The organism is Nocardioides sp. B129/18 (assembly GCF_055282735.1).
In genome coordinates this window covers 14,874-33,792 of sequence record NZ_JBUZJI010000035.1, presented here as the reverse complement: position 1 = coordinate 33,792, position 18,919 = coordinate 14,874, and the positions used below count along the sequence as shown (strand labels likewise).

The following is an 18,919-nucleotide window of genomic DNA, read 5'->3' as shown; positions in this document are numbered from 1 at the left end:
ACGTCGAGGACCCGCGTCACCCCGTCGTCGTCTCGCGGATCCGCCTGGCGGTGCACCAGCCCGACGCCCGCGGCGGCGCGCAGCGCAAGGACCCGGGCGCGTCCTTCCCCGCCCAGGGCTACGCCGCCCACTACTGCTCGCTGCCCACGACCGTCGACCCGAAGATCGTCGGCTGCTCGATGATCCTCTCCGGCCTGCGGCTCTTCGACATCCGCGACGTGCGGCACCCGAAGGAGGTCGGCTACTTCAACCAGCCGGCGCCGCGGACGGGGCTGGGCGCCCTGCCGACGTTCTCGGGGGCGTACGCGATGTCGGCGCCCGCCTGGGACCGCGCCCGCGGCCAGGTCTGGTACACCGACGTGAACTCCGGCTTCTACGCGGTGCAGCTGACCAACGGCGTCCAGCGGCTCCTGCGGTAGGGCCTGCGCTCGGGTCTCAGGGACGGGCCGGGGCGGCCGGCCTCGGGCTCGCGTGGGCGAGCAGCGGCACGGCCACCCCGAGCACGAAGATCGCGACGGCGACCAGCAGCGCCACCCGGACGGCTCGGCGCAGGTAGGCCTGCATGCGGTCCGCGTCGAGCGGATCGTGGATCCTCACCCGCTCACGGTAGGGATCGGGACGGGCCGCGCGGAAGACCACCCGGACGGTCCTGCCCGACCGGCCGCGCGAATGGCCCACTCGGGCCACGGCGCGTCCGGCCGATGCCCGGTGGGGCGTCAGGCGTGCGCGCGGACGGCGTACGACCTGCCGCGCTCTGCGCGCTCCCACAGGCCCCGGCCGGCGGTGACGCCCTCGGCGATGAGGGCGCGCTTGAGCACCTTGTTCGTCGCCGTGCTGGGCAGGTCGTCCTCGAACCGGACGAACCGGGGCCAGGCCTTGGGGGAGAGGTCGGGCTGGGCGGCGAGGAAGGCCTCGAGCTCCTCGGGGGCCAGCGCGCGGCCCTCGCGCAGGACGATCGCGGCCATGACCTGGTCGCCCACCCGGGGGTCCGGCACGGCGTACACGGCCACGCGGCTCAGCTGCGGCAGCCGCTGCAGCACCCGCTCGATCGGGGCGGCGGCCAGGTTCTCGCCGTCCACGCGCATCCAGTCGGCCGTGCGCCCGGCGAGGTAGACCCAGCCGTCGGCGTCGCGGTAGGCGAGGTCGCCGGACCAGTACATGCCGTGGCGCATCCGGTCGGCGTTCGCGCCGGCGTCGTTGTAGTAGCCCTGGAAGAACCCGGAGCCCTGGGTGTTCACCAGCTCGCCGATCGCCTCGTCGGGGTTGAGCAGCGCTCCGTGCTCGTCGAGCCGGGCCACGGCGCACTCGACGAGACGCTCGCTGTCGTAGATCGCGACGTCGGGGTAGGCGCGCCCGATGGAGCCACGCGGCGTCCCCGGCTCGCGGGTGATGATGATCGCCAGCTCGGTGGAGCCGAAGCCGTCCCAGACCTCGCAGCCGAAGCGCCGGGAGAACTCGTCGATGTCCTCGTCGCCGGCCTCGTTGCCGAAGGCCACCCGCAGCGGGTTGTCGGCGTCGTCGGGACGCTCGGGGGTGGCGAGCACGTAGGCCAGCGGCTTGCCGACGTAGTTCATGTAGGTGACGCCGAGGGCGCGCACGTCCGCGAGGAACCGCGACGCGGAGAAGCGGGCGGGCGCCATCGCGGCGCCGCTGCCGACCGCGACCGCCCAGCCGGCGACGACGGCGTTGGAGTGGAACAGCGGCATCGAGAGGTAGCAGACGTCGGCGGGCGTCATCGCGTAGCGCTCCACCAGGTGCAGCCCGGAGAAGAGCACCGTGAGGTGGGAGACCTGGACGGCCTTGGGGTCCCCGGAGGTGCCGGAGGTGAAGATCATCATGAAGGTGTCGGTGGCGGCGACCTCGGGGAGCTCGGCGGCCGCGGGCCCCGCGAGGAGCGCCGCGCGCTCGGGGCCGTCGACGCCGATCACCCGGACCTCGCCGAGGTCGAGCCCCTCCAGCAGCGGCCGGTGCTCGTCGTCGACGAGCAGCACCCGGCACTCCGCGCGACGCACGTCGGCGGCCAGCCCTTCGCCGCGCCGCGTCGTGTTGACGCCGACGAGCACGTAGCCGCCCAGCGCGGCCGCGGCCATCGCCCGCAGCATCGCGGGGGTGTTGCCGAGCAGCGTGCCGACGTGGAGCCGGACGCCGTCAGGCACGGGCGTCTGCGCCACCAGGGCCCGCGCCTCGGCCTCGGCCTCGGCGAGGTGCTCGGGCCAGGTCCACGTCCGCTCGGCGGTGCGGATCGCGTCGCCGTCGGCCGCGCCGCGCTCGCGGAGCAGCTGCTGGATGGTCTCGGCCATGGGTCCTCCGGAGGTGGCGACGGGCTAGGGCTGGACGGTCTCGACGACGCGGTAGCGGGTGCCGCGCGGCTCGCGCTCCCACAGGCCCCCGACGCCCGGCACCACGCCGAGCTCGCGGAGCTCGCGCTTGAGCACCTTCGTGGTGGCCGTGCGGGGCAGCTCCTCGGCGCTGCGCAGCACGCGCACCCAGCGCGGCCACGCGCGCGGCGCGAGCTCGCCGGCGTCGGCCAGGAAGGCCTCGAGCGCCTCGGGCGTGAGCGCGGGATCGAGCACGAGCGCCGCCACCACGGCGTCCCCGACGCCCGCGACGCCCCGCTCGGGATCGCCGGGGTCGGGCACGGCGTAGACCGAGGCGAGCGCGATGCCCGGGTGGCGCAGCAGCACGCGCTCGATCGGCGCGGCGGCGAGGTTCTCGCCGTCCACGCGCATCCAGTCGGCGCTGCGGCCGGCGAAGTGGATCCAGCCGTCGGCGTCGCGGTAGGCGAGGTCGCCGCTCCAGTAGACCCCGCCGCGCATCCGCTCGGCCTCGGCGGCCGGGTCGCGGTAGTAGCCGGCGAACGCCCCGGCCCCGGTGGTGTTCACCAGCTCGCCGACGGCCTCGCCGGCGTTCAGCAGCCTGCCGGTGCCGGGCTCGAGGACGGCGTCGGGCACCGGCCGCCCGGTGTCGGGGTCCCAGACCTCGACGCCCGGGGCGGGGCGGCCCAGCGCGCCGCGGGGCATGCCCGGCTCGCGGCGCACGATGACGGCGTTCTCGGTGGAGGAGTAGGAGTCGACGACCGTGCAGTCGAAGCGCCGCGCGAAGTCGTCGATGGCCCGCTCGTCGGCCTCGTTGCCGAAGACCGTGCGCAGCGGGTTGTCGGCGTCGTCGGGCCGCGACGGCGTCGCGAGCACGTAGCTCAGCGGCTTGCCGACGTAGCTGGCGTAGGTGGCGCCGAACGCGCGGACGTCGTCGAGGAACCGCGACGCGGAGAACCGGGCCACCGCCACGCCGGCCCCGGTGGCCAGCGCCGGAGCCCAGCCGGCCATCACGGCGTTGGAGTGGAACAGCGGCATCGACACGTACGCGACGTCGCCCGGCCCGAGACCGAAGCGCTCGCCCAGCAGGACGCCGGGGCCGGCCACCTTGGCATGGGTGACCCGCACGGCCTTCGGGTCGCCGGAGGTGCCGGAGGTGAAGACCAGCATGAGGAGGTCCTCGGCGCGCACCGCGACGTCCGGCGGCGTGCCGGCGGCCGCCGCGACCCGCGTCCGCCAGGCGGGGTCGTCGACGTCGATCACCATGACGCCGTCCGGCAGGGCGTCGAGCAGCGGCCGGTGCTCGGCGTCGGTGAGCACGACGGCGAGGTCGCAGTGGGCGACGTCGCGGGCCAGGGCCGGACCGCGGCGGGTGGGGTTCAGCCCGACGGCGACCAGCCCGCCCAGCCCGGCAGCGCCGAGCAGGTGCAGCACCTCGGGGCGGTTCGCCAGCAGGAACCCGACGTGCGGGGGCGCACCCGGCGTCAGCAGGCCGCGCAGCGCGCTCGACCAGCGCGCCGCCTCGGCGACGCTCTCGCGCCAGGTCAGGCGCACGCCGTCGGCCAGCAGCCCGGGCGCGTCGTCGTCGGCGCGCGCGAGCAGCTGGTCGCGGACGGTGGCGGGCGGGCTCACGGCGGGGGACCGGGTCGGTGCGAGACTCAGACCGGCTCGGCGGCGAGCACCCGGCCGATCGCGAGCGCCTGCTCGGTGGCCCCGCCCCAGGAGAACTCGAAGCGCTTGGCCGCGGTGAAGTAGCGGTGCGCCTCGCCGTCGAGGTCGATGCCGACGCCGCCGTGCACGTGCACCGTGGTGTGCGCCAGACGATGGGCGGCGTCGGCCGCCCACAGCTTCGCGGTGGCCACCTCGACCTCGGCGGGGAGTCCCTCGACCAGGCGCCACACGGCGCTCCAGAGCACCAGCCGCAGGCCGAGGACGTCGATGTAGCCGTCGGCGAGCCGCTGGGAGACGGCCTGGAAGGTGCCGATCGGCCGGTCGAACTGCTCGCGGGTGCGGGCGTAGGCCGAGGTCAGCGCCAGCGCGCCCTCGGTGACGCCGAGCACCTCGGCGGCGGTGGTGACGGTGACCAGCTGTCCCAGGCGGGCGGCCGTGGTGCCGTCGAGCGCGCCGACCAGCACGGCGGGGACGCCGTCGAGCTCGAGGCGGGTGACGACGTCGCGGTCGGAGGTGTGCTGCGGGGTCTGCTCCAGCCCGGGGGCGCCGGCCTCGACGAGGAACACCGCGGCGCCCTCGCCCTCCGCCGTCGCGGTGACGAGCAGGGCCGACGCACTCGCGCCGGCGCGGACGATGGCCTTCGAGCCGTGCAGCGTCCACGTCTCGCCCGCGCGGCGCGCGAGGGTGAGCGGACGCACGGGCAGGTGGCTGCGGTCCTCGGCGACGGCCGCGGTGAGGACGGCCTCGCCGCTCGCCGCGCGAGGCAGCCAGGCGGCTCGGAGCTCGGAGGAGCCGGCCTCGGCGATCAGCGCGCTCGCCGCGCCGTGCACCGCCAGCGGGACGGGAGCCACCCGTCGTCCGACCTCGACGAGCACGCGGCCGAGCTCGAGCAGTCCGAGCCCGGCGCCGTCGTGCTCCTCGGGCAGGTGGAGGGAGAGCAGGCCGGCGTCGCCGAGCGCGCGCCACAGGTCGCGGTCGAACCGGTCGCCCGCGGCCTCGACGGCCTTGAGCCGCTCGGTGCTGGTGTGGTCGAGCAGGATCTGCGCGGCCAGGCGGGCGGCGTCGTCCTGCTCGGGGGTGAAGGTGAAGTCCATGGGATCCGTCCTGGAGGGGCGTGGCGTGAGGCTGGGCGGGGGTGGCGGGAGGGGCGCTCAGCGCTTCGCGGCGGGCAGGCCCAGGCCGACGTAGCCGATGATGTCGCGCTGGATCTCGTTGGTGCCGGCGCCGAAGGTCATCACCAGCGACGAGCGGTAGTACCGCTCGAGACGTCCGGCGAGCACGGCGCCCTCGGAGTCGGCGCTGATGCCGGCCAGCGGGCCGACGATCTCCATGAGCGAGCGGTAGACCTCGATCGCGAGCTCAGAGCCGTAGATCTTGGTGGCCGAGGCCTCGGCGGGGGAGAGCGGGACGCCGAGGTCGGCGTCGGAGGTGAGCTTCCAGTTCAGCTGGGTCAGCATGTCGACGCGGGCGTGGGCGCGGCCGAGAGCGATCTGGACCCACTCGGCGTCGATGACGCGCTGGCCGTCGGCCGCCTTGGTCTGCTGGGCCCACTCGCGCACCTGGCGCACCGACTGCGTGAGCGGCGCGGCCGAGGTGAGGGCGACGCGCTCCTTGTTGAGCTGGTCGGTGATCAGCGGCCACCCGCCGTTGAGGTCCCCGACGAGGTTGCTCGCCGGCACCCGGACGTCCTCGTAGTAGGTGGCGCTGGTGTGCACCCCGGCGACGGTGTGCACCGGGGTGTAGGAGAAGCCCTCGGCGTCGGCCGGCACGAGGATCATCGAGAGGCCCTTGTGGCGCGGGAGGTCGGGATCGGTGCGGCAGGCCAGCCAGATCCAGTCGGCGTACTGGATGAGCGAGGTCCACATCTTCTGGCCGTTGATGACCCACTCGTCGCCCTCGCGCACGGCGCGGGTCTGCAGCGAGGCGAGATCGGTGCCCGAGCCGGGCTCGGAGTAGCCGATGGAGAAGTGCAGGTCGCCGGCGAGGATGCGGGGGAGGAAGTAGTCCTTCTGCTCCGGGGTGCCGTAGCGCATGATCGTCGGCCCGACGGTGTTGAGCGTCAGGTACGGCACCGGGACGCCGGCGACGGCGGCGGCGTCGGTGAAGATCAGCTGGTCGATCATCGAGCGGTTCTGGCCGCCGTACTCCTCGGGCCAGCCGATGCCCAGCCAGCCGTCGGTGCCGAGCTGGCGGATCACCTGCTTGTAGACGCCGGCGTCGCCGAACTCGCCCGTCGCCGCGGAGAGGCCCGCACGCACCTCGGGGGTGACGAGGGCGGCGAAGTACTCGCGCAGCTCCTCGCGCAGGCTGATCTGCTCGGGGGAGAGCTCCAGGTGCATGTCGGCTCCGTTCGGGGCACGCGTCGGGCGCGGGGGTGGAATCCTGGCGTGTGGCTGGCACCACACGTCCAAAAACTATAACCTGTTCTCGTTTTGGTCCACAGGAACGCGCGGAGGACGACATGACCGACACCGGCACCGCAGTGCGCATGCTCGATCAGGGCAGCGCGCCCCAGCGCTTCGCGCGGGGCTGGCACTGCCTGGGTCTCGCCTCCGCCTTCGCCGACGGCAAGCCCCACGGCATCGAGGCGTTCGGCACCAAGCTGGTGGTCTGGTCCGACACCCAGGGCGAGCTGCACGTCCTCGACGGCTACTGCCGGCACATGGGCGGCGACCTCACCCAGGGCGCGGTCAAGGGCGACGAGATCGCCTGCCCCTTCCACGACTGGCGCTGGGGCGGCGACGGCCGCTGCAAGGCCATCCCCTACGCCCGGCGCGTCCCGCTGCGCGCCCGCACCCAGCGCTACCCCACGGTCGTGCGCAACGGCCAGCTGCTGATCTGGCACGACGTCGAGGGCGGCGCGCCCGACCACGACATCCTCCCGCCCGAGCTCCCGGGCGTCGACACCGACGCCTACACCGACTGGTTCTGGGCGGTCGAGCCGATCGAGGGCTCGCACTGCCGCGAGCTCATCGACAACGTCGTCGACATGGCGCACTTCTACTACGTGCACTTCTCGTTCCCGACGAGCTTCCGCAACGTCTTCGAGGGCCACACCGCCACCCAGTACATGGAGTCCAAGGGGCGCCCGGACAAGACCGACGGCTACTCCGACGCCGACCTCTTCCTCAGGTCCGAGGCCACGTACTACGGACCGGCGTACATGATCAACTGGCTCGACGTCGACTACAAGGGCTTCCAGACCGAGGTCATCCTCATCAACTGCCACCTGCCCACGGGCCCCAACTCGTTCACGCTGCAGTACGGCATCACGGTCAAGAAGCCCGAGGGCCTCGACGACGCCACCGCGCAGTTCATCGCCCGCAAGTACGCCGAGATGTTCGGCGGCGGCTTCCTCCAGGACGTCCACATCTGGAAGAACAAGGTGCCGGTGCAGAACCCGCTGCTGTGCGAGGAGGACGGCCCGGTCTACCAGCTGCGTCGCTGGTACGAGCAGTTCTACGTCGACGCCGCCGACGTCGCGCCCGAGATGACCGACCGCTTCGAGTTCGAGGTCGACACCACCCAGGCCAACGAGCACTGGCAGGCCGAGGTCGCCGAGAACCTCGCCCAGCGCGCGGCCGAGGAGGCGGCCGCCGAGACGGCGACGGCTGGAGCCTGATGGCCTCCTTCGTCCCGGGCAGCCCGGACACCGTCGAGGACCAGCGGCTCTACACCCGTGCCCGCCTCGTCGAGGTGGCCTGCCTGGACTGCCTCGCCCGCGTCGGCGTGAAGAAGAACAGCGACCACCACACCTCCGTGCAGTGGTCGCGCGCGGCCCAGGAGGCCTGCCCGGTGCTCACGCGTCGGACGGGCGATCCGAGCGGACGGTCGGTGCACGAGGCTTGCTCCCGGATGACGGCCAGCATCGAGGCCGCGGCCCGGGACGGCGTGGTCCCGATCGGCGCCGAGGACGGCTACTGAGATCCTGCTGTCCCGACCCTGTTCGATCCCGCTCGGCCCGTCGTCCGCCGGCCCGTGACCCACGTCCCCCAGGAGATCCCAGACCCGTGGACCCGCAGTCCTACGAGCTCACCGTCGTCGACGTCGTCGAGGAGACCGCCGACGCCCGCTCCATCTCCTTCGCCGTGCCCGCCGGCGCCGAGGCCGAGTTCGCCTACCGGCCCGGCCAGTTCCTGACCGTCGCCGTCCCCAGCGACCAGACCGGCGTCGCCGCTCGCTGCTACTCGCTCTCCTCCAGCCCGCACGACGGCGGTCCGCTCACCGTCACGGTCAAGCGCACCGTCGACGGCTACGCGTCGAACTGGCTGTGCGAGAACCTCCGCGCCGGCGACACCCTGCGCGTCCTCCCGCCCAGCGGCATCTTCACCCCCGCCTCGCTCGACGCCGACCTCCTCCTCTTCGCCGGCGGCAGCGGCATCACGCCGATGATGTCGATCGTGCGCACCGCGCTCGCGCACGGCAGCGGCCACATCACGCTGGTCTACGCCAACCGCGACGAGCGCTCGGTGATCTTCGCCCGCGAGCTCACGCGCCTGGCCGCCGAGCACGCCGATCGCCTGCAGGTGATCCACTGGCTGGAGTCGGTGCAGGGCCTGCCCACGCCGCAGCAGATCGAGGCCTTCGCGGCCACGCGCCTCGAGCACGACGCGTTCGTGTGCGGCCCGGCGCCGTTCATGCGGCTGGTCACCGGCGCCCTCAAGGAGCTCGGCTTCCCGCGCGAGCGGCGCCACCAGGAGAAGTTCGTGTCCCTGGGCGGCAACCCGTTCGGCGAGATCGCGCTCGCGCCGGCCGCGCCTGCCGATTCGGCCGAGGCCGCCGAGGCGGGGGAGTCTGCTGGGTCGGGGGAGCCGGTCGCGCTCGAGGTCGAGCTCGACGGCCGCACCCACGCCTTCACCGACTGGGAGCCGGGCACGACCATGCTCGACCACCTCGAGGCCAAGGGCGTCAAGGCGCCCTACTCCTGCCGCGAGGGCGAGTGCTCGGCCTGCGCCGTGCGCCTGATCTCCGGCGAGGTGCGGATGCTCCACAACGACGTCCTCGACGACGACGACCTCGCCGACGGCATCCGGCTGGCCTGCCAGTCCGTGCCGGTGGGCGAGGACGTGGAGGCCACCTACTCCTGACGTCGGGACATGCGTCGGACCGCACCGGTCCAGACCGGTCCAGACAGCCCGATCCCGACCGTGACGAGGTCCGTCCCGTCCCGTTGACCTCCGTGGGAGCACCAGGGAGGGCTGCGATGGACATGATGGGACAGGACGTCCTGACGGTGGCGTCGGCGATGGCGTCGGCGCTGGGCGTCGTCGTGACGGTGGCGCTGATGGCCGCCCGGCCGACCGCGGCGCAGGCCGCGACCCGTCGGCGCCGTGGGGCGCAGGCGGCTCCCGCAGTCCGGGATCCCCGGTCCGTGCGCACCTCCGACGTCGCCGCCCGCCTGCGGGCCGAGGGCCTCGAGCCCCGTGACGTCGCCCTCGTGCTCGACGCCGCCGAGCGACGCCTCGTCGACCCGGTGTTCCTGTGGGCCTGGGCCGAGCGCTTCGGCGCCCGCGCGCTCGCCGTCGCCGTCGTCGGCGGCCTGACCACCGCCGAGCTGGCCACCGCGCTGATGCGCGGCCGCTGCCCCGATCTCACCGCTCCCGCGGTGCTCGCCGGCGTCCAGGGCCTCGCACCCTCGCTGTGCACCCCCGAGCTCGACGCGCCCCGCCGCGGGCACGCCTGATCTCTCCCTCCCCCCGCTGGTGACGCGGACCCGGGTGCTCCCGCCCGGGTCCGCGTCCCGCCGCGTTCAGGCGGGTGCCGGCTACCAGCCGCGCTCGTGCCACTCCGGCAGGTGCGGGCGCTGCTCGCCGAGGACTCCGTCGCCGCCGTGGCCGGGGTAGAACCAGGTGTCGTCGGGGAGCGTGCCGAAGAGCTTCGTCTCGACCTCGCGGATCAGCTCGACGAACGCCTCGGCGTTCCCGAACGTCGCACCGACGCCGCCGGGGAAGAGGGTGTCGCCGGTGAACAGGTGCGGGTGGCCGGCGGGATCGCGGTAGGTGAGCGTCACCGAGCCGGGCGTGTGCCCCGCGATCGCGGTGACCTCCAGCTCGGCCTCGCCGACCCGCACGACGTCGCCGTCGCCGACGGTGCGGGTGACCTCGACGCCCGTCTGCTCGGTGATGGCCGCGGCGTCCGGAGCGCCGGCGATCACCGGGGCGCCGGTGGCCTCGACGACAGCGGCCAGCGCGCGGTGGTGGTCCCAGTGCTGGTGGGTGGTGACGACGCCGACCAGGCCCACGTCGCCGATAAGCGGCAGCAGGGTCTCGGGGGAGTCCGCGGCGTCGACGAGCAGCTGCTCGCCGGTGCGCGTGCACCGCAGCAGGTAGCAGTTGTTGGCCATCTTCTCGTCGACGGCGACCTTCGTGATGGTCAGGCCGTCGAGCTCGCGGACGGCGGGCGCGCCGCCCACCTCGACGTCTCCGGTGTAGGTGCTCACCATGCTCCGATCTCGGGTAGGGGGCCGCCGTCGGCGACCAGGCTGGGGGAGGGCGGGCGGCCGGTCAGCCACCACGCGAGGTCGGCCGCGGTGCCGCGCACCGTCGTCAGGCCCTCGCTCGTCCAGGTGCGGTCGAGGTCGGTGGCCACGAGCGTCGCCGGGACGCCGTCGGCCAGCCGGGCCTCGAGGAGGTCGAGGACGAAGGCCTCCGGCCACGACGCCGGCCCGTAGGCGCAGCCGAGATCGGCGTGGTGGATCTCGAGCTCGCGCCAACGCATCGTCGGGACGCCGCGCGTCGGGCGGTCCGCCTCGCCGGGGGAGCGGGGGAAGACGCCGCCCCAGACCTCGTCCGGGAGGGTGGGCAGCAGTGCGAGCACCGCGGCCTCGGCGTCCTCGAGGCGCCCGCGGACGTCCGTGGCGGACGCGGTGGCGAGCGCGGCGATGTCGGCGTCGCGGGCCCCGGACGAGGCGTACATCGGGGCGGGGACGCCGTCGCGGGCGCCGCTCAGCACCCGCACGAACGCCTCGGCGTTGAGCGCCAGGTGGGCGACGACGGCCCCCCGGCTCCAGCCCGGGAGCAGGCTCGGGGCCGTCCAGGCGGCGGCGTCGAGGGAATCCAGCGTGGCCGCGAGGCGTTGCGCCGACGCGGCCAGGGGTCCCGCGCCCGGCTCGGGCACGGACGCGGACTCCGAGGCGCTCACCTCGCCACCGTAGCGTTGTCGGTGGTCCGTGGCAGCCTGGCCTCCGACCTCCCCTAGGATGACGAACACCTGTTCGACGTAGCCCTCCCGTGCACGGCGGGGCCCTCCGCACCGACGACCCCGAGGACGAACCCTGTGGCAGACCAGCTGATCATCCGTGGCGCGCGCGAGCACAACCTCCGCGACGTCTCGCTCGATCTGCCGCGCGACTCCCTCATCGTCTTCACCGGCCTCTCGGGCTCGGGCAAGTCCTCGCTGGCCTTCGACACCATCTTCGCCGAGGGCCAGCGGCGCTACGTCGAGTCGCTCTCGGCCTACGCCCGCCAGTTCCTCGGCCAGATGGACAAGCCCGACGTCGACTTCATCGAGGGCCTGAGCCCGGCGGTCTCGATCGACCAGAAGTCCACCTCGCGCAACCCGCGCTCGACGGTCGGCACCATCACCGAGGTCTACGACTACCTGCGTCTGCTCTACGCCCGCGCGGGCCGTCCGCACTGCCCCACCTGCGGAGCCCCGATCGAGCGGCAGACGCCGCAGCAGATCGTCGACCGCCTCCTCGCGCTGGAGGAGGGCCGCCGCTTCCAGGTGCTCGCGCCGGTCATCCGCGGTCGCAAGGGCGAGTACGTCGACCTCCTCCGCCAGCTGCAGAGCCAGGGCTACTCCCGCGCCCGCATCGACGGCGAGACCCACACCCTCGACGACCCGCCCGCGCTCGACAAGCAGCGCAAGCACACCATCGAGGTCGTCGTCGACCGCCTGGCGGTCAAGGAGTCGGCCAAGCGCCGGCTCACCGACTCCGTCGAGACCGCCCTCGGCCTGGCCGGCGGCCTCATCGTCGTCGACTTCGTCGACCTCGCCGAGGACGACCCCGGCCGCGAGCTGCGGTTCAGCGAGCGGATGGCCTGCCCCAACGACCACCCCATCGACACCGACGACCTCGAGCCGCGCTCGTTCTCCTTCAACAGCCCCTTCGGTGCCTGCCCGGCCTGCAGCGGCCTCGGCACCCGCATGGAGGTCGACGCCGAGCTCGTCGTCCCGAACCCCGCCGCGACCCTCGGCGAGGGCGCGATCGCGCCGTGGAGCCACGCCCACATCGCCGACTACTTCCTGCGCCTGCTCGGCGCGCTCGGCGAGGAGCTCGGCTTCGACCTCAACACGCCGTGGGAGGACCTCCCCGCCCGTGCGCAGCGCTCCATCCTCGACGGCCACTCCAGCCGGGTCCACGTCGTCACCCGCAACCGCTACGGCCGCGAGCGCGCCTACTACGCCGACTTCGAGGGCGTGCGCTCCTACGTCGAGCGCCGCCACCGCGAGGCCGAGTCCGACACCAGCCGCGAGCGCTTCGAGGGCTTCATGCGCGAGGTGCCCTGCCCGACGTGCCGCGGCAGCCGCCTCAAGCCGGTCTCGCTGGCCGTCACCCTCGGCCCCAAGGACGAGGGCGGGCTCAACATCTTCGAGCTCTGCTCGCGGCCGCTGAGCGAGACCGCCGCCTACCTGCGCACCCTCGAGCTCTCCGAGCGCGAGCGCCAGATCGCCGAGCGCGTCCTCAAGGAGATCCAGGAGCGCCTGCAGTTCCTCCTCGACGTCGGTCTCGACTACCTCTCCCTCGATCGCCCGTCCGGCTCGCTGTCGGGCGGCGAGGCGCAGCGCATCCGCCTGGCCACCCAGATCGGCGCCGGTCTCGTCGGCGTCCTCTACGTCCTCGACGAGCCGTCGATCGGCCTCCACCAGCGCGACAACCAGCGCCTCATCGAGACCCTCGTGCGCCTCAAGGAGCTCGGCAACACCCTCATCGTCGTCGAGCACGACGAGGACACCATCCGCGTCGCCGACTGGGTCGTCGACATCGGTCCGGGTGCGGGCGAGCACGGCGGCAACGTCGTGCACAGCGGCCCGGTCAAGGAGCTCTACGAGCACCCCGAGTCCCTCACCGGCCAGTACCTCTCGGGCCGCCGCGAGATCCCGGTCCCCGAGATCCGTCGCCCTCGCACGAAGGCCCGCGAGCTCACCGTGCTCGGGGCCCGCGAGCACAACCTGCGCGACGTCGACGTCTCCTTCCCGCTGGGCGTCTTCGTCGCCGTCACAGGCGTGTCGGGCTCCGGCAAGTCGACGCTCGTCAATGACATCCTCTACACCTCGCTGGCCAAGCAGCTCTACAACGCCCGCACCCTGCCCGGCCGCCATCGGGCCATCACCGGCCTCGAGCACGTCGACAAGGTCATCCACGTCGACCAGTCGCCGATCGGTCGCACCCCGCGCTCGAACCCGGCCACCTACACCGGCGTCTTCGACCACGTCCGCAAGCTCTTCGCCGCCACCCCCGAGGCGAAGATGCGCGGCTACCTCCAGGGCCGGTTCTCCTTTAACGTCAAGGGCGGCCGCTGCGAGGCGTGCGCCGGCGACGGCACCATCAAGATCGAGATGAACTTCCTCCCGGACGTCTACGTCCCCTGCGAGGTCTGCCACGGGGCGCGCTACAACCGCGAGACCCTCGAGGTGCACTACAAGGGCAAGACCATCGCCGAGGTCCTCGACATGCCGATCGAGGAGGCCGTCGACTTCTTCGCCGCCGTGCCGGCCATCGCGCGTCACCTCAAGACCCTCGTCGAGGTCGGTCTCGGCTACGTCCGGCTCGGCCAGCCGGCCACCACGCTCTCCGGCGGCGAGGCGCAGCGCGTCAAGCTCGCCGCCGAGCTGCAGAAGCGCTCCACCGGCCGCACGGTCTACGTCCTCGACGAGCCCACCACCGGCCTGCACTTCGAGGACATCCGCAAGCTGCTCCTCGTGCTCGGCCGCCTGGTCGACCAGGGCAACACCGTGCTGGTCATCGAGCACAACCTCGACGTCATCAAGACCGCCGACTGGATCGTCGACATGGGTCCCGAGGGCGGCTCCGGCGGCGGCATGGTGGTCGCGGAGGGCACCCCCGAGGCCATCGCCGAGGTCGCCGCCAGCCACACCGGCCGCTTCCTCAAGCCGCTCCTCGAGGGCCGCGAGGCCAGCCAGCCGACGGGCCTCCTCCCGGCCGAGAGCGCCCCCGCGGCCGTGCGCGGCACCCGTCGTCAGACCGCCAGCCAGTCCGCCAACGCCCGTGCCGCGGCGCGGGCCGCCGAGGCGGCGGAGGCCAAGAAGGCCGCCGCCACCAAGGCCGCCACGAAGAAGGCCGCCGCCAAGAAGACCGCGGCGAAGAAGGCCGCAGCGAAGAAGACCGCGGCGAAGAAGACCGCGGCGAAGAAGACCGCGGCGACGAGGACGGCCACCTGAGGATCCCGTCCCGGGCATTCACAGTGAACTCTCATCCCGAGGGGCTCGGATCGGAGCGGCCGCCCCGGTAGCGTCAACTTTCAACCACTCGGGGCTGATCGGCCCTGGACGAGAGGAGAAGACGTGACCCCGTCGAACCCCCAGCCCACGCCGCTCAGCCGCCGTCGCGCCCTCACCGGCGCCGCCGGCATCGGCGTCGCCCTGCCCGTGCTCGCCGCCTGCGGCTCCGACTCCGACTCCAGCGGGGCCTCCGGCTCCGGATCGGGCGACTCGGGCAGCTCGGGAGGCACCTTCTCGACCTCCGACATCGAGGTCGGCGGCGGCACGATCTACAGCGACGACTCGGTCGTCGTCACCCAGCCGACGGAGGGCGAGTTCAAGGCCTTCTCCACCACGTGCACCCACACCGGGTGCCCGGTGTCGAAGGTCGAGGACGGCAAGATCATCTGCCCCTGCCACGGCTCGCAGTTCTCCATCGAGGACGGCTCGCCGACCCAGGGCCCGGCCAGCAGCCCGCTGGCCAGCAAGAAGGTCAGCGTGTCCGGCACCACCATCACGGTGTCCTGAGCAGAGCCGACGACCGAGCCGACGACCGAGCCGACGACCGAGCCGACGGCGCCGCCCGTCGACGGCCCCTGCGCGGGGTTGTCGGCGGACGTCCGTAGGGTGAGGACGTGTCCGTCCCGTACCGCCCCGAACCGGGGTCGATCCCGACCCGTCCCGGCGTCTACCGGTTCCGGGACTCCCGCGGTCGGGTCATCTACGTCGGCAAGGCCAAGAGCCTGCGCGCCCGGCTCTCCTCCTACTTCCAGGACGTCGCCCACCTCCATCCGCGCACCGAGACGATGGTCCACACCGCGGCCAGCGTCGAGTGGACGGTCGTCAACACCGAGGTCGAGGCGCTCCAGCTGGAGTACTCCTGGATCAAGGAGTTCGATCCCCGCTTCAACGTCAAGTACCGCGACGACAAGTCCTACCCCTGGCTGGCGGTCACGGTGGGCGAGGAGTTCCCGCGGGTGATGGTCGGCCGCGGCGCCAAGCGCAAGGGCACCCGCTACTTCGGCCCCTACAGCCATGCCTGGGCGATCCGCGAGACCGTCGACATCCTGCTCCGGGTCTTCCCGATGCGCTCGTGCAGCGCCGGCGTCTTCAAGCGCTCCCAGCAGGTCGGACGGCCGTGCCTGCTCGGCTACATCGACAAGTGCTCCGCGCCCTGCGTCGGCTCGGTCGACGCCGAGCAGCACCGGGCCATCGTCGACGACTTCTGCGACTTCATGGGCGGCCAGACCCGCCCGTTCATCCGCCGCATCGAGCAGCAGATGTACGCCGCCTCCGACGCCCTCGACTTCGAGAAGGCCGCCCGCCTGCGCGACGACCTCGGCGCCCTCAACCGCGCGCTGGAGAAGCAGGCCGTCGTCCTCGGCGACGGCGCCGACGCCGACGTCATCGCCGTCGCGGAGGACCCCCTCGAGGTCGCCGTGCAGGTGTTCTACGTCCGCGGCGGCCGCATCCGCGGCCAGCGCGGCTGGGTCGCCGACCGCGTCGAGGAGGGCGAGACCGCCGAGCTCGTCGAGCACTTCCTGCTGCAGCTCTACTCCGCGGAGTCCGACTCCATCCCGCGCGAGATCCTCGTCCCGGCCCTGCCGCCCGAGGCCGCGACGCTGGAGTCGCTGCTCTCCGACCTCCGCGGCGCGAAGGTGCAGATCCGGGTGCCCCAGCGCGGCGACAAGCGCACCCTGCAGGAGACGGTCGCGCAGAACGCCGCCCAGTCCCTCGCGCTGCACAAGACCAAGCGCGCCAGCGACCTCACCACCCGCAGCAAGGCCCTGGAGGAGATCCAGGAGGCCCTCGAGCTCGACGAGGCGCCGCTGCGCATCGAGTGCTACGACGTCTCCAATCTGCAGGGCACCGAGGTCGTGGCCTCGATGGTCGTCTTCGAGGACGGCCTGGCCCGCAAGAGCGAGTACCGCCGGTTCGTCATCAAGGGCGTCGACGGGCAGAACGACGTCGCGTCCATGCACGAGGTCATCACCCGGCGCTTCAAGCGGCTCCTCGACGAGCAGGCCCGCTCCACCACCGTCGAGGGCGACTCCGGCCCCATGCTCGTCGATCCCGAGACCGGCCGCCCGCGCAAGTTCGCCTACGTCCCCGGCCTCGTCGTCGTCGACGGCGGACCGCCCCAGGTCGCGGCCGCCCAGCGGGCGCTCGACGAGCTCGGCATCGACGACGTCCCGATCTGCGGCCTGGCCAAGCGCCTCGAGGAGGTCTGGCTGCCCGGCGAGGAGGACCCCGTCATCCTGCCGCGCACCTCCGAGGGCCTCTACCTCCTCCAGCGGGTGCGCGACGAGGCCCACCGCTTCGCGATCAGCCACCACCGCTCGCGCCGCAGCCGCACGATGGTCGAGAGCACCCTCGACGACGTCCCGGGGCTCGGCGAGGTGCGCCGGCGCACCCTGCTCAAGCACTTCGGCTCGCTCAAGCGCCTGCGCGAGGCCAGCGTCGAGGAGCTCACCCAGGTGCCCGGCATCGGCGAGCGCACCGCGGTCGCCATCAAGGACGCCGTCGCCGCGGCGTCGGCGAAGCGTCAGACTGTCGCCGTCAACACCGCCACCGGCGAGATCGAGGAGTCATGAGCGAGCACGGACAGGCCCCCGGCCCCCTGGTCGTCGTCACCGGCATGACCGGCGCCGGCCGCAGCACCGCCGCGAAGGAGCTGGAGGACCTCGGCTACTACGTCGTCGACAACCTCCCGCCGAGCCTGCTGCGCGACGTCGTGCGGCTCGTCGACGAGAGCCGTGGCGTGGCCCAGCCGATCGCCGTGGTCGTCGACGTCCGCTCGGGCTCGTTCTTCGGCTCCCTGCAGGCCAACCTCGCCCAGGGCGCCACCGGCCGCGACGCCACCCTGGTCTTCCTCGAGGCCTCCGACGACGTCCTGGTGCGCCGCCAGGAGGCCGCCCGCCGGCCCCACCCGCTCCAGGGCTCCGGTCGCCTGCTCGACGGCCTGCAGCGCGAGCGCGAGGTCCTCGCCGACCTCCGCGGCGACGCCGACCTCGTCATCGACACCACCTCGCTCAACGTCCACCAGCTCACCAAGCGCATCGCGGAGTCCTTCGGCTCGCCCGACTCCACCGCGCTGCGCATCCGCGTCGTCAGCTTCGGCTTCAAGTACGGCATCCCGGTCGACGCCGACTTCGTCGCCGACATGCGCTTCCTGCCCAACCCGCACTGGATCCCCGAGCTGCGCCCGAACACCGGACGCGATCCCGAGGTCTCCGAGTACGTCCTCTCCCGCGACGGCGCCGAGGAGTTCCTCGACGGCTACGTCCCGGTGCTGCACGGCGTCGCCGGCGGCTACCTGCGCGAGGGCAAGCGCTTCATGCGCGTGGCCATCGGCTGCACCGGCGGCAAGCACCGCAGCGTCGCGATGACCGAGGAGATCGCCCGTCGCCTGCGCGATCTCGGGCACGAGGCCACCCCCACGCACCGCGACCTCGGGCGGGAGTGAGCGTGGCGGTCCCGGTGCCCGACGTCCGCGTGGACGGGCGGGCGCAGTCGGTGGTCGCCTTCGGCGGCGGGCACGGCCTGTCCGCGAGCCTGCGGGCGCTGCGCGAGCTCGTGCACCGCCTCGTCGTCGACGACCTCACCGCCGTGGTCACCGTCGCCGACAACGGCGGCTCGTCGGGCCGCCTGCGCGGCGAGTTCGGCGTCCTGCCGCCCGGCGACCTGCGGATGGCGCTGGCCGCGCTGTGCCGCACCGACGACTGGGGCGACACCTGGGCCGGGGTGCTCCAGCACCGCTTCGCCGGCGACGGCGAGATGAACGGCCACGTCGTCGGCAACCTCCTCATCGTCGCCCTGTGGGAGCAGATGGGCGACCACGTCCGGGGCCTCGACCTCGTCGGCCGCCTCCTCGGTGCCGCGGGGCGCGTGCTGCCGATGGCGCTGAGCCCGATGGACATCACCGCCCAGGTCCGTGGCGCCGACCCCGCCGATCCCGACGGCCTGACCACCGTGCGGGGGCAGGTGCAGGTGGCCCGCACCGAGGGCGTCATCGCCGGCATCGAGCTCGACCCGGCCGATCCCGAGCCGTGCCCCGAGGCGCTGGCCGCCGTCGAGTCCGCCGACTGGGTGGTCCTCGGCCCGGGCTCCTGGTTCACCTCGGTCATCCCGCACCTGATGGTCCCGGCGCTGCGCACGGCGCTGGTCACGACCTCGGCGCGGGTGGCCGTCGTCCTCAACCTGGAGGAGCAGGCGGGGGAGACCCACGGCTTCGGGCCCTCAGACCACCTCGCCGTCCTGGCCGAGCACGCCCCCGACCTCCAGATCGACGCCGTCGTCGCCGACACCGCCTCGGTGGCCGGTCACGAGGCCGAGCTCGAGCAGACCGTCAAGGCCCTCGGAGCCCGGCTGGTGCTCGGCGACGTCGCCCTCGGCGACGGCACCGCGCGCCACGATCCGCAGCGGCTCGCCGACGTCCTCGAGCGGCTCCTCACCGACGCCGACTGACCTGCGTCACACGCCGTCGGAGG

At 73.3% G+C, this 18,919-nt stretch carries 17 protein-coding genes; 10 read left to right on the top strand and 7 right to left on the bottom strand.

Annotation, left to right across the window (positions count from 1 at the left end):
* The coding region (locus tag ACZDWJ_RS18325) for a hypothetical protein (RefSeq protein ID WP_463523382.1) at positions 1-419 on the top strand (419 nt) is incomplete at its 5' end.
* A 16-nt stretch (positions 420-435) separates the two neighbouring features.
* On the opposite strand, the gene ACZDWJ_RS18320 is transcribed toward ACZDWJ_RS18325, so the two are convergent.
* The 5 genes from ACZDWJ_RS18320 to ACZDWJ_RS18300 form a co-directional block, all read right to left on the bottom strand.
* Positions 436-597: a hypothetical protein gene (locus ACZDWJ_RS18320; protein ID WP_463523380.1), complete on the bottom strand. Its 162-nt coding sequence runs from the start codon at positions 595-597 to the stop codon at positions 436-438.
* A gap of 119 nt (positions 598-716) precedes the next feature.
* A complete protein-coding gene (gene fadD1 / locus ACZDWJ_RS18315; protein WP_463523378.1) occupies positions 717-2,300 on the bottom strand; it encodes a fatty-acid--CoA ligase FadD1 in 1,584 nt (527 codons plus the stop codon).
* 24 nt (positions 2,301-2,324) lie between these two features.
* Complete coding sequence (locus tag ACZDWJ_RS18310) at positions 2,325-3,947, bottom strand: AMP-binding protein (protein ID WP_463523376.1); 1,623 nt, start codon at positions 3,945-3,947, stop codon at positions 2,325-2,327.
* 26 nt (positions 3,948-3,973) lie between these two features.
* A complete protein-coding gene (locus ACZDWJ_RS18305) occupies positions 3,974-5,080 on the bottom strand; it encodes an acyl-CoA dehydrogenase family protein (protein WP_463523374.1) in 1,107 nt (368 codons plus the stop codon).
* Positions 5,081-5,137: 57 nt separating this feature from the next.
* Complete coding sequence (locus ACZDWJ_RS18300) at positions 5,138-6,325, bottom strand: acyl-CoA dehydrogenase family protein (protein WP_463523372.1); 1,188 nt, start codon at positions 6,323-6,325, stop codon at positions 5,138-5,140.
* A 122-nt stretch (positions 6,326-6,447) separates the two neighbouring features.
* On the opposite strand from ACZDWJ_RS18300, the gene ACZDWJ_RS18295 reads away from it, so the two are divergent.
* The 4 genes from ACZDWJ_RS18295 (at position 6,448) to ACZDWJ_RS18280 (ending at position 9,669) form a co-directional block, all read left to right on the top strand.
* Positions 6,448-7,608, top strand: coding sequence for a Rieske 2Fe-2S domain-containing protein (locus ACZDWJ_RS18295; protein WP_463523370.1), 1,161 nt, complete (start codon positions 6,448-6,450; stop codon positions 7,606-7,608).
* A complete protein-coding gene (locus tag ACZDWJ_RS18290; RefSeq protein ID WP_463523368.1) occupies positions 7,608-7,910 on the top strand; it encodes a hypothetical protein in 303 nt (100 codons plus the stop codon). Before ACZDWJ_RS18295 ends, ACZDWJ_RS18290 begins: the two co-directional genes overlap by 1 nt.
* Before the next feature lie 86 nt (positions 7,911-7,996).
* Positions 7,997-9,073 carry a 2Fe-2S iron-sulfur cluster-binding protein gene (locus ACZDWJ_RS18285; protein WP_463523366.1) on the top strand — a complete coding sequence of 359 codons (1,077 nt, stop codon included), beginning with the start codon at positions 7,997-7,999 and terminating at the stop codon, positions 9,071-9,073.
* A gap of 116 nt (positions 9,074-9,189) precedes the next feature.
* A complete protein-coding gene (locus tag ACZDWJ_RS18280; RefSeq protein ID WP_463523364.1) occupies positions 9,190-9,669 on the top strand; it encodes a hypothetical protein in 480 nt (159 codons plus the stop codon).
* 81 nt (positions 9,670-9,750) lie between these two features.
* On the opposite strand, the gene ACZDWJ_RS18275 is transcribed toward ACZDWJ_RS18280, so the two are convergent.
* The gene (locus tag ACZDWJ_RS18275) at positions 9,751-10,428 is read right to left on the bottom strand and encodes an MBL fold metallo-hydrolase (RefSeq protein WP_463523362.1); all 678 of its coding nucleotides are present in this window, start codon (positions 10,426-10,428) and stop codon (positions 9,751-9,753) included.
* Positions 10,422-11,126, bottom strand: a complete 705-nt coding sequence (locus ACZDWJ_RS18270; RefSeq protein WP_463523360.1) for a maleylpyruvate isomerase N-terminal domain-containing protein — start codon at positions 11,124-11,126, stop codon at positions 10,422-10,424. Before ACZDWJ_RS18270 ends, ACZDWJ_RS18275 begins: the two co-directional genes overlap by 7 nt.
* Positions 11,127-11,261: 135 nt before the next feature.
* Between ACZDWJ_RS18270 and uvrA the strand changes: the two genes are divergently transcribed.
* The 5 genes from uvrA to ACZDWJ_RS18245 all read left to right on the top strand — a co-directional run bounded on the left by uvrA (position 11,262) and on the right by ACZDWJ_RS18245 (position 18,896).
* Complete coding sequence (gene uvrA, locus ACZDWJ_RS18265) at positions 11,262-14,390, top strand: excinuclease ABC subunit UvrA (protein WP_463523358.1); 3,129 nt, start codon at positions 11,262-11,264, stop codon at positions 14,388-14,390.
* A 123-nt stretch (positions 14,391-14,513) separates the two neighbouring features.
* On the top strand, positions 14,514-14,957 hold the full coding sequence (locus tag ACZDWJ_RS18260; protein WP_463523356.1) for a Rieske (2Fe-2S) protein: 444 nt from the start codon (positions 14,514-14,516) through the stop codon (positions 14,955-14,957).
* 107 nt (positions 14,958-15,064) lie between these two features.
* Entirely contained in the window at positions 15,065-17,023 is a 1,959-nt protein-coding gene (gene uvrC, locus ACZDWJ_RS18255) for an excinuclease ABC subunit UvrC (protein WP_463523354.1), read from the top strand.
* Positions 17,020-17,895 carry an RNase adapter RapZ gene (gene rapZ / locus ACZDWJ_RS18250; protein ID WP_463523352.1) on the top strand — a complete coding sequence of 292 codons (876 nt, stop codon included), beginning with the start codon at positions 17,020-17,022 and terminating at the stop codon, positions 17,893-17,895. The genes uvrC and rapZ overlap by 4 nt, the downstream gene beginning before the upstream one ends.
* A gap of 2 nt (positions 17,896-17,897) precedes the next feature.
* A complete protein-coding gene (locus ACZDWJ_RS18245) occupies positions 17,898-18,896 on the top strand; it encodes a gluconeogenesis factor YvcK family protein (RefSeq protein ID WP_463523350.1) in 999 nt (332 codons plus the stop codon).
* Positions 18,897-18,919: the final 23 nt, after the last annotated feature.

Coding starts and splice junctions, on each gene's coding strand:
- fadD1 (WP_463523378.1), bottom strand. CDS start 2,300: ATGGCCGAGACCATCCAGCAGCTGCTCCGCGAGCGCGGCGCGGCCGAC.
- ACZDWJ_RS18305 (WP_463523374.1), bottom strand. CDS start 5,080: ATGGACTTCACCTTCACCCCCGAGCAGGACGACGCCGCCCGCCTGGCC.
- ACZDWJ_RS18300 (WP_463523372.1), bottom strand. CDS start 6,325: ATGCACCTGGAGCTCTCCCCCGAGCAGATCAGCCTGCGCGAGGAGCTG.
- ACZDWJ_RS18295 (WP_463523370.1), top strand. CDS start 6,448: ATGACCGACACCGGCACCGCAGTGCGCATGCTCGATCAGGGCAGCGCG.
- ACZDWJ_RS18290 (WP_463523368.1), top strand. CDS start 7,608: ATGGCCTCCTTCGTCCCGGGCAGCCCGGACACCGTCGAGGACCAGCGG.
- ACZDWJ_RS18280 (WP_463523364.1), top strand. CDS start 9,190: ATGGACATGATGGGACAGGACGTCCTGACGGTGGCGTCGGCGATGGCG.
- ACZDWJ_RS18275 (WP_463523362.1), bottom strand. CDS start 10,428: ATGGTGAGCACCTACACCGGAGACGTCGAGGTGGGCGGCGCGCCCGCC.
- rapZ (WP_463523352.1), top strand. CDS start 17,020: ATGAGCGAGCACGGACAGGCCCCCGGCCCCCTGGTCGTCGTCACCGGC.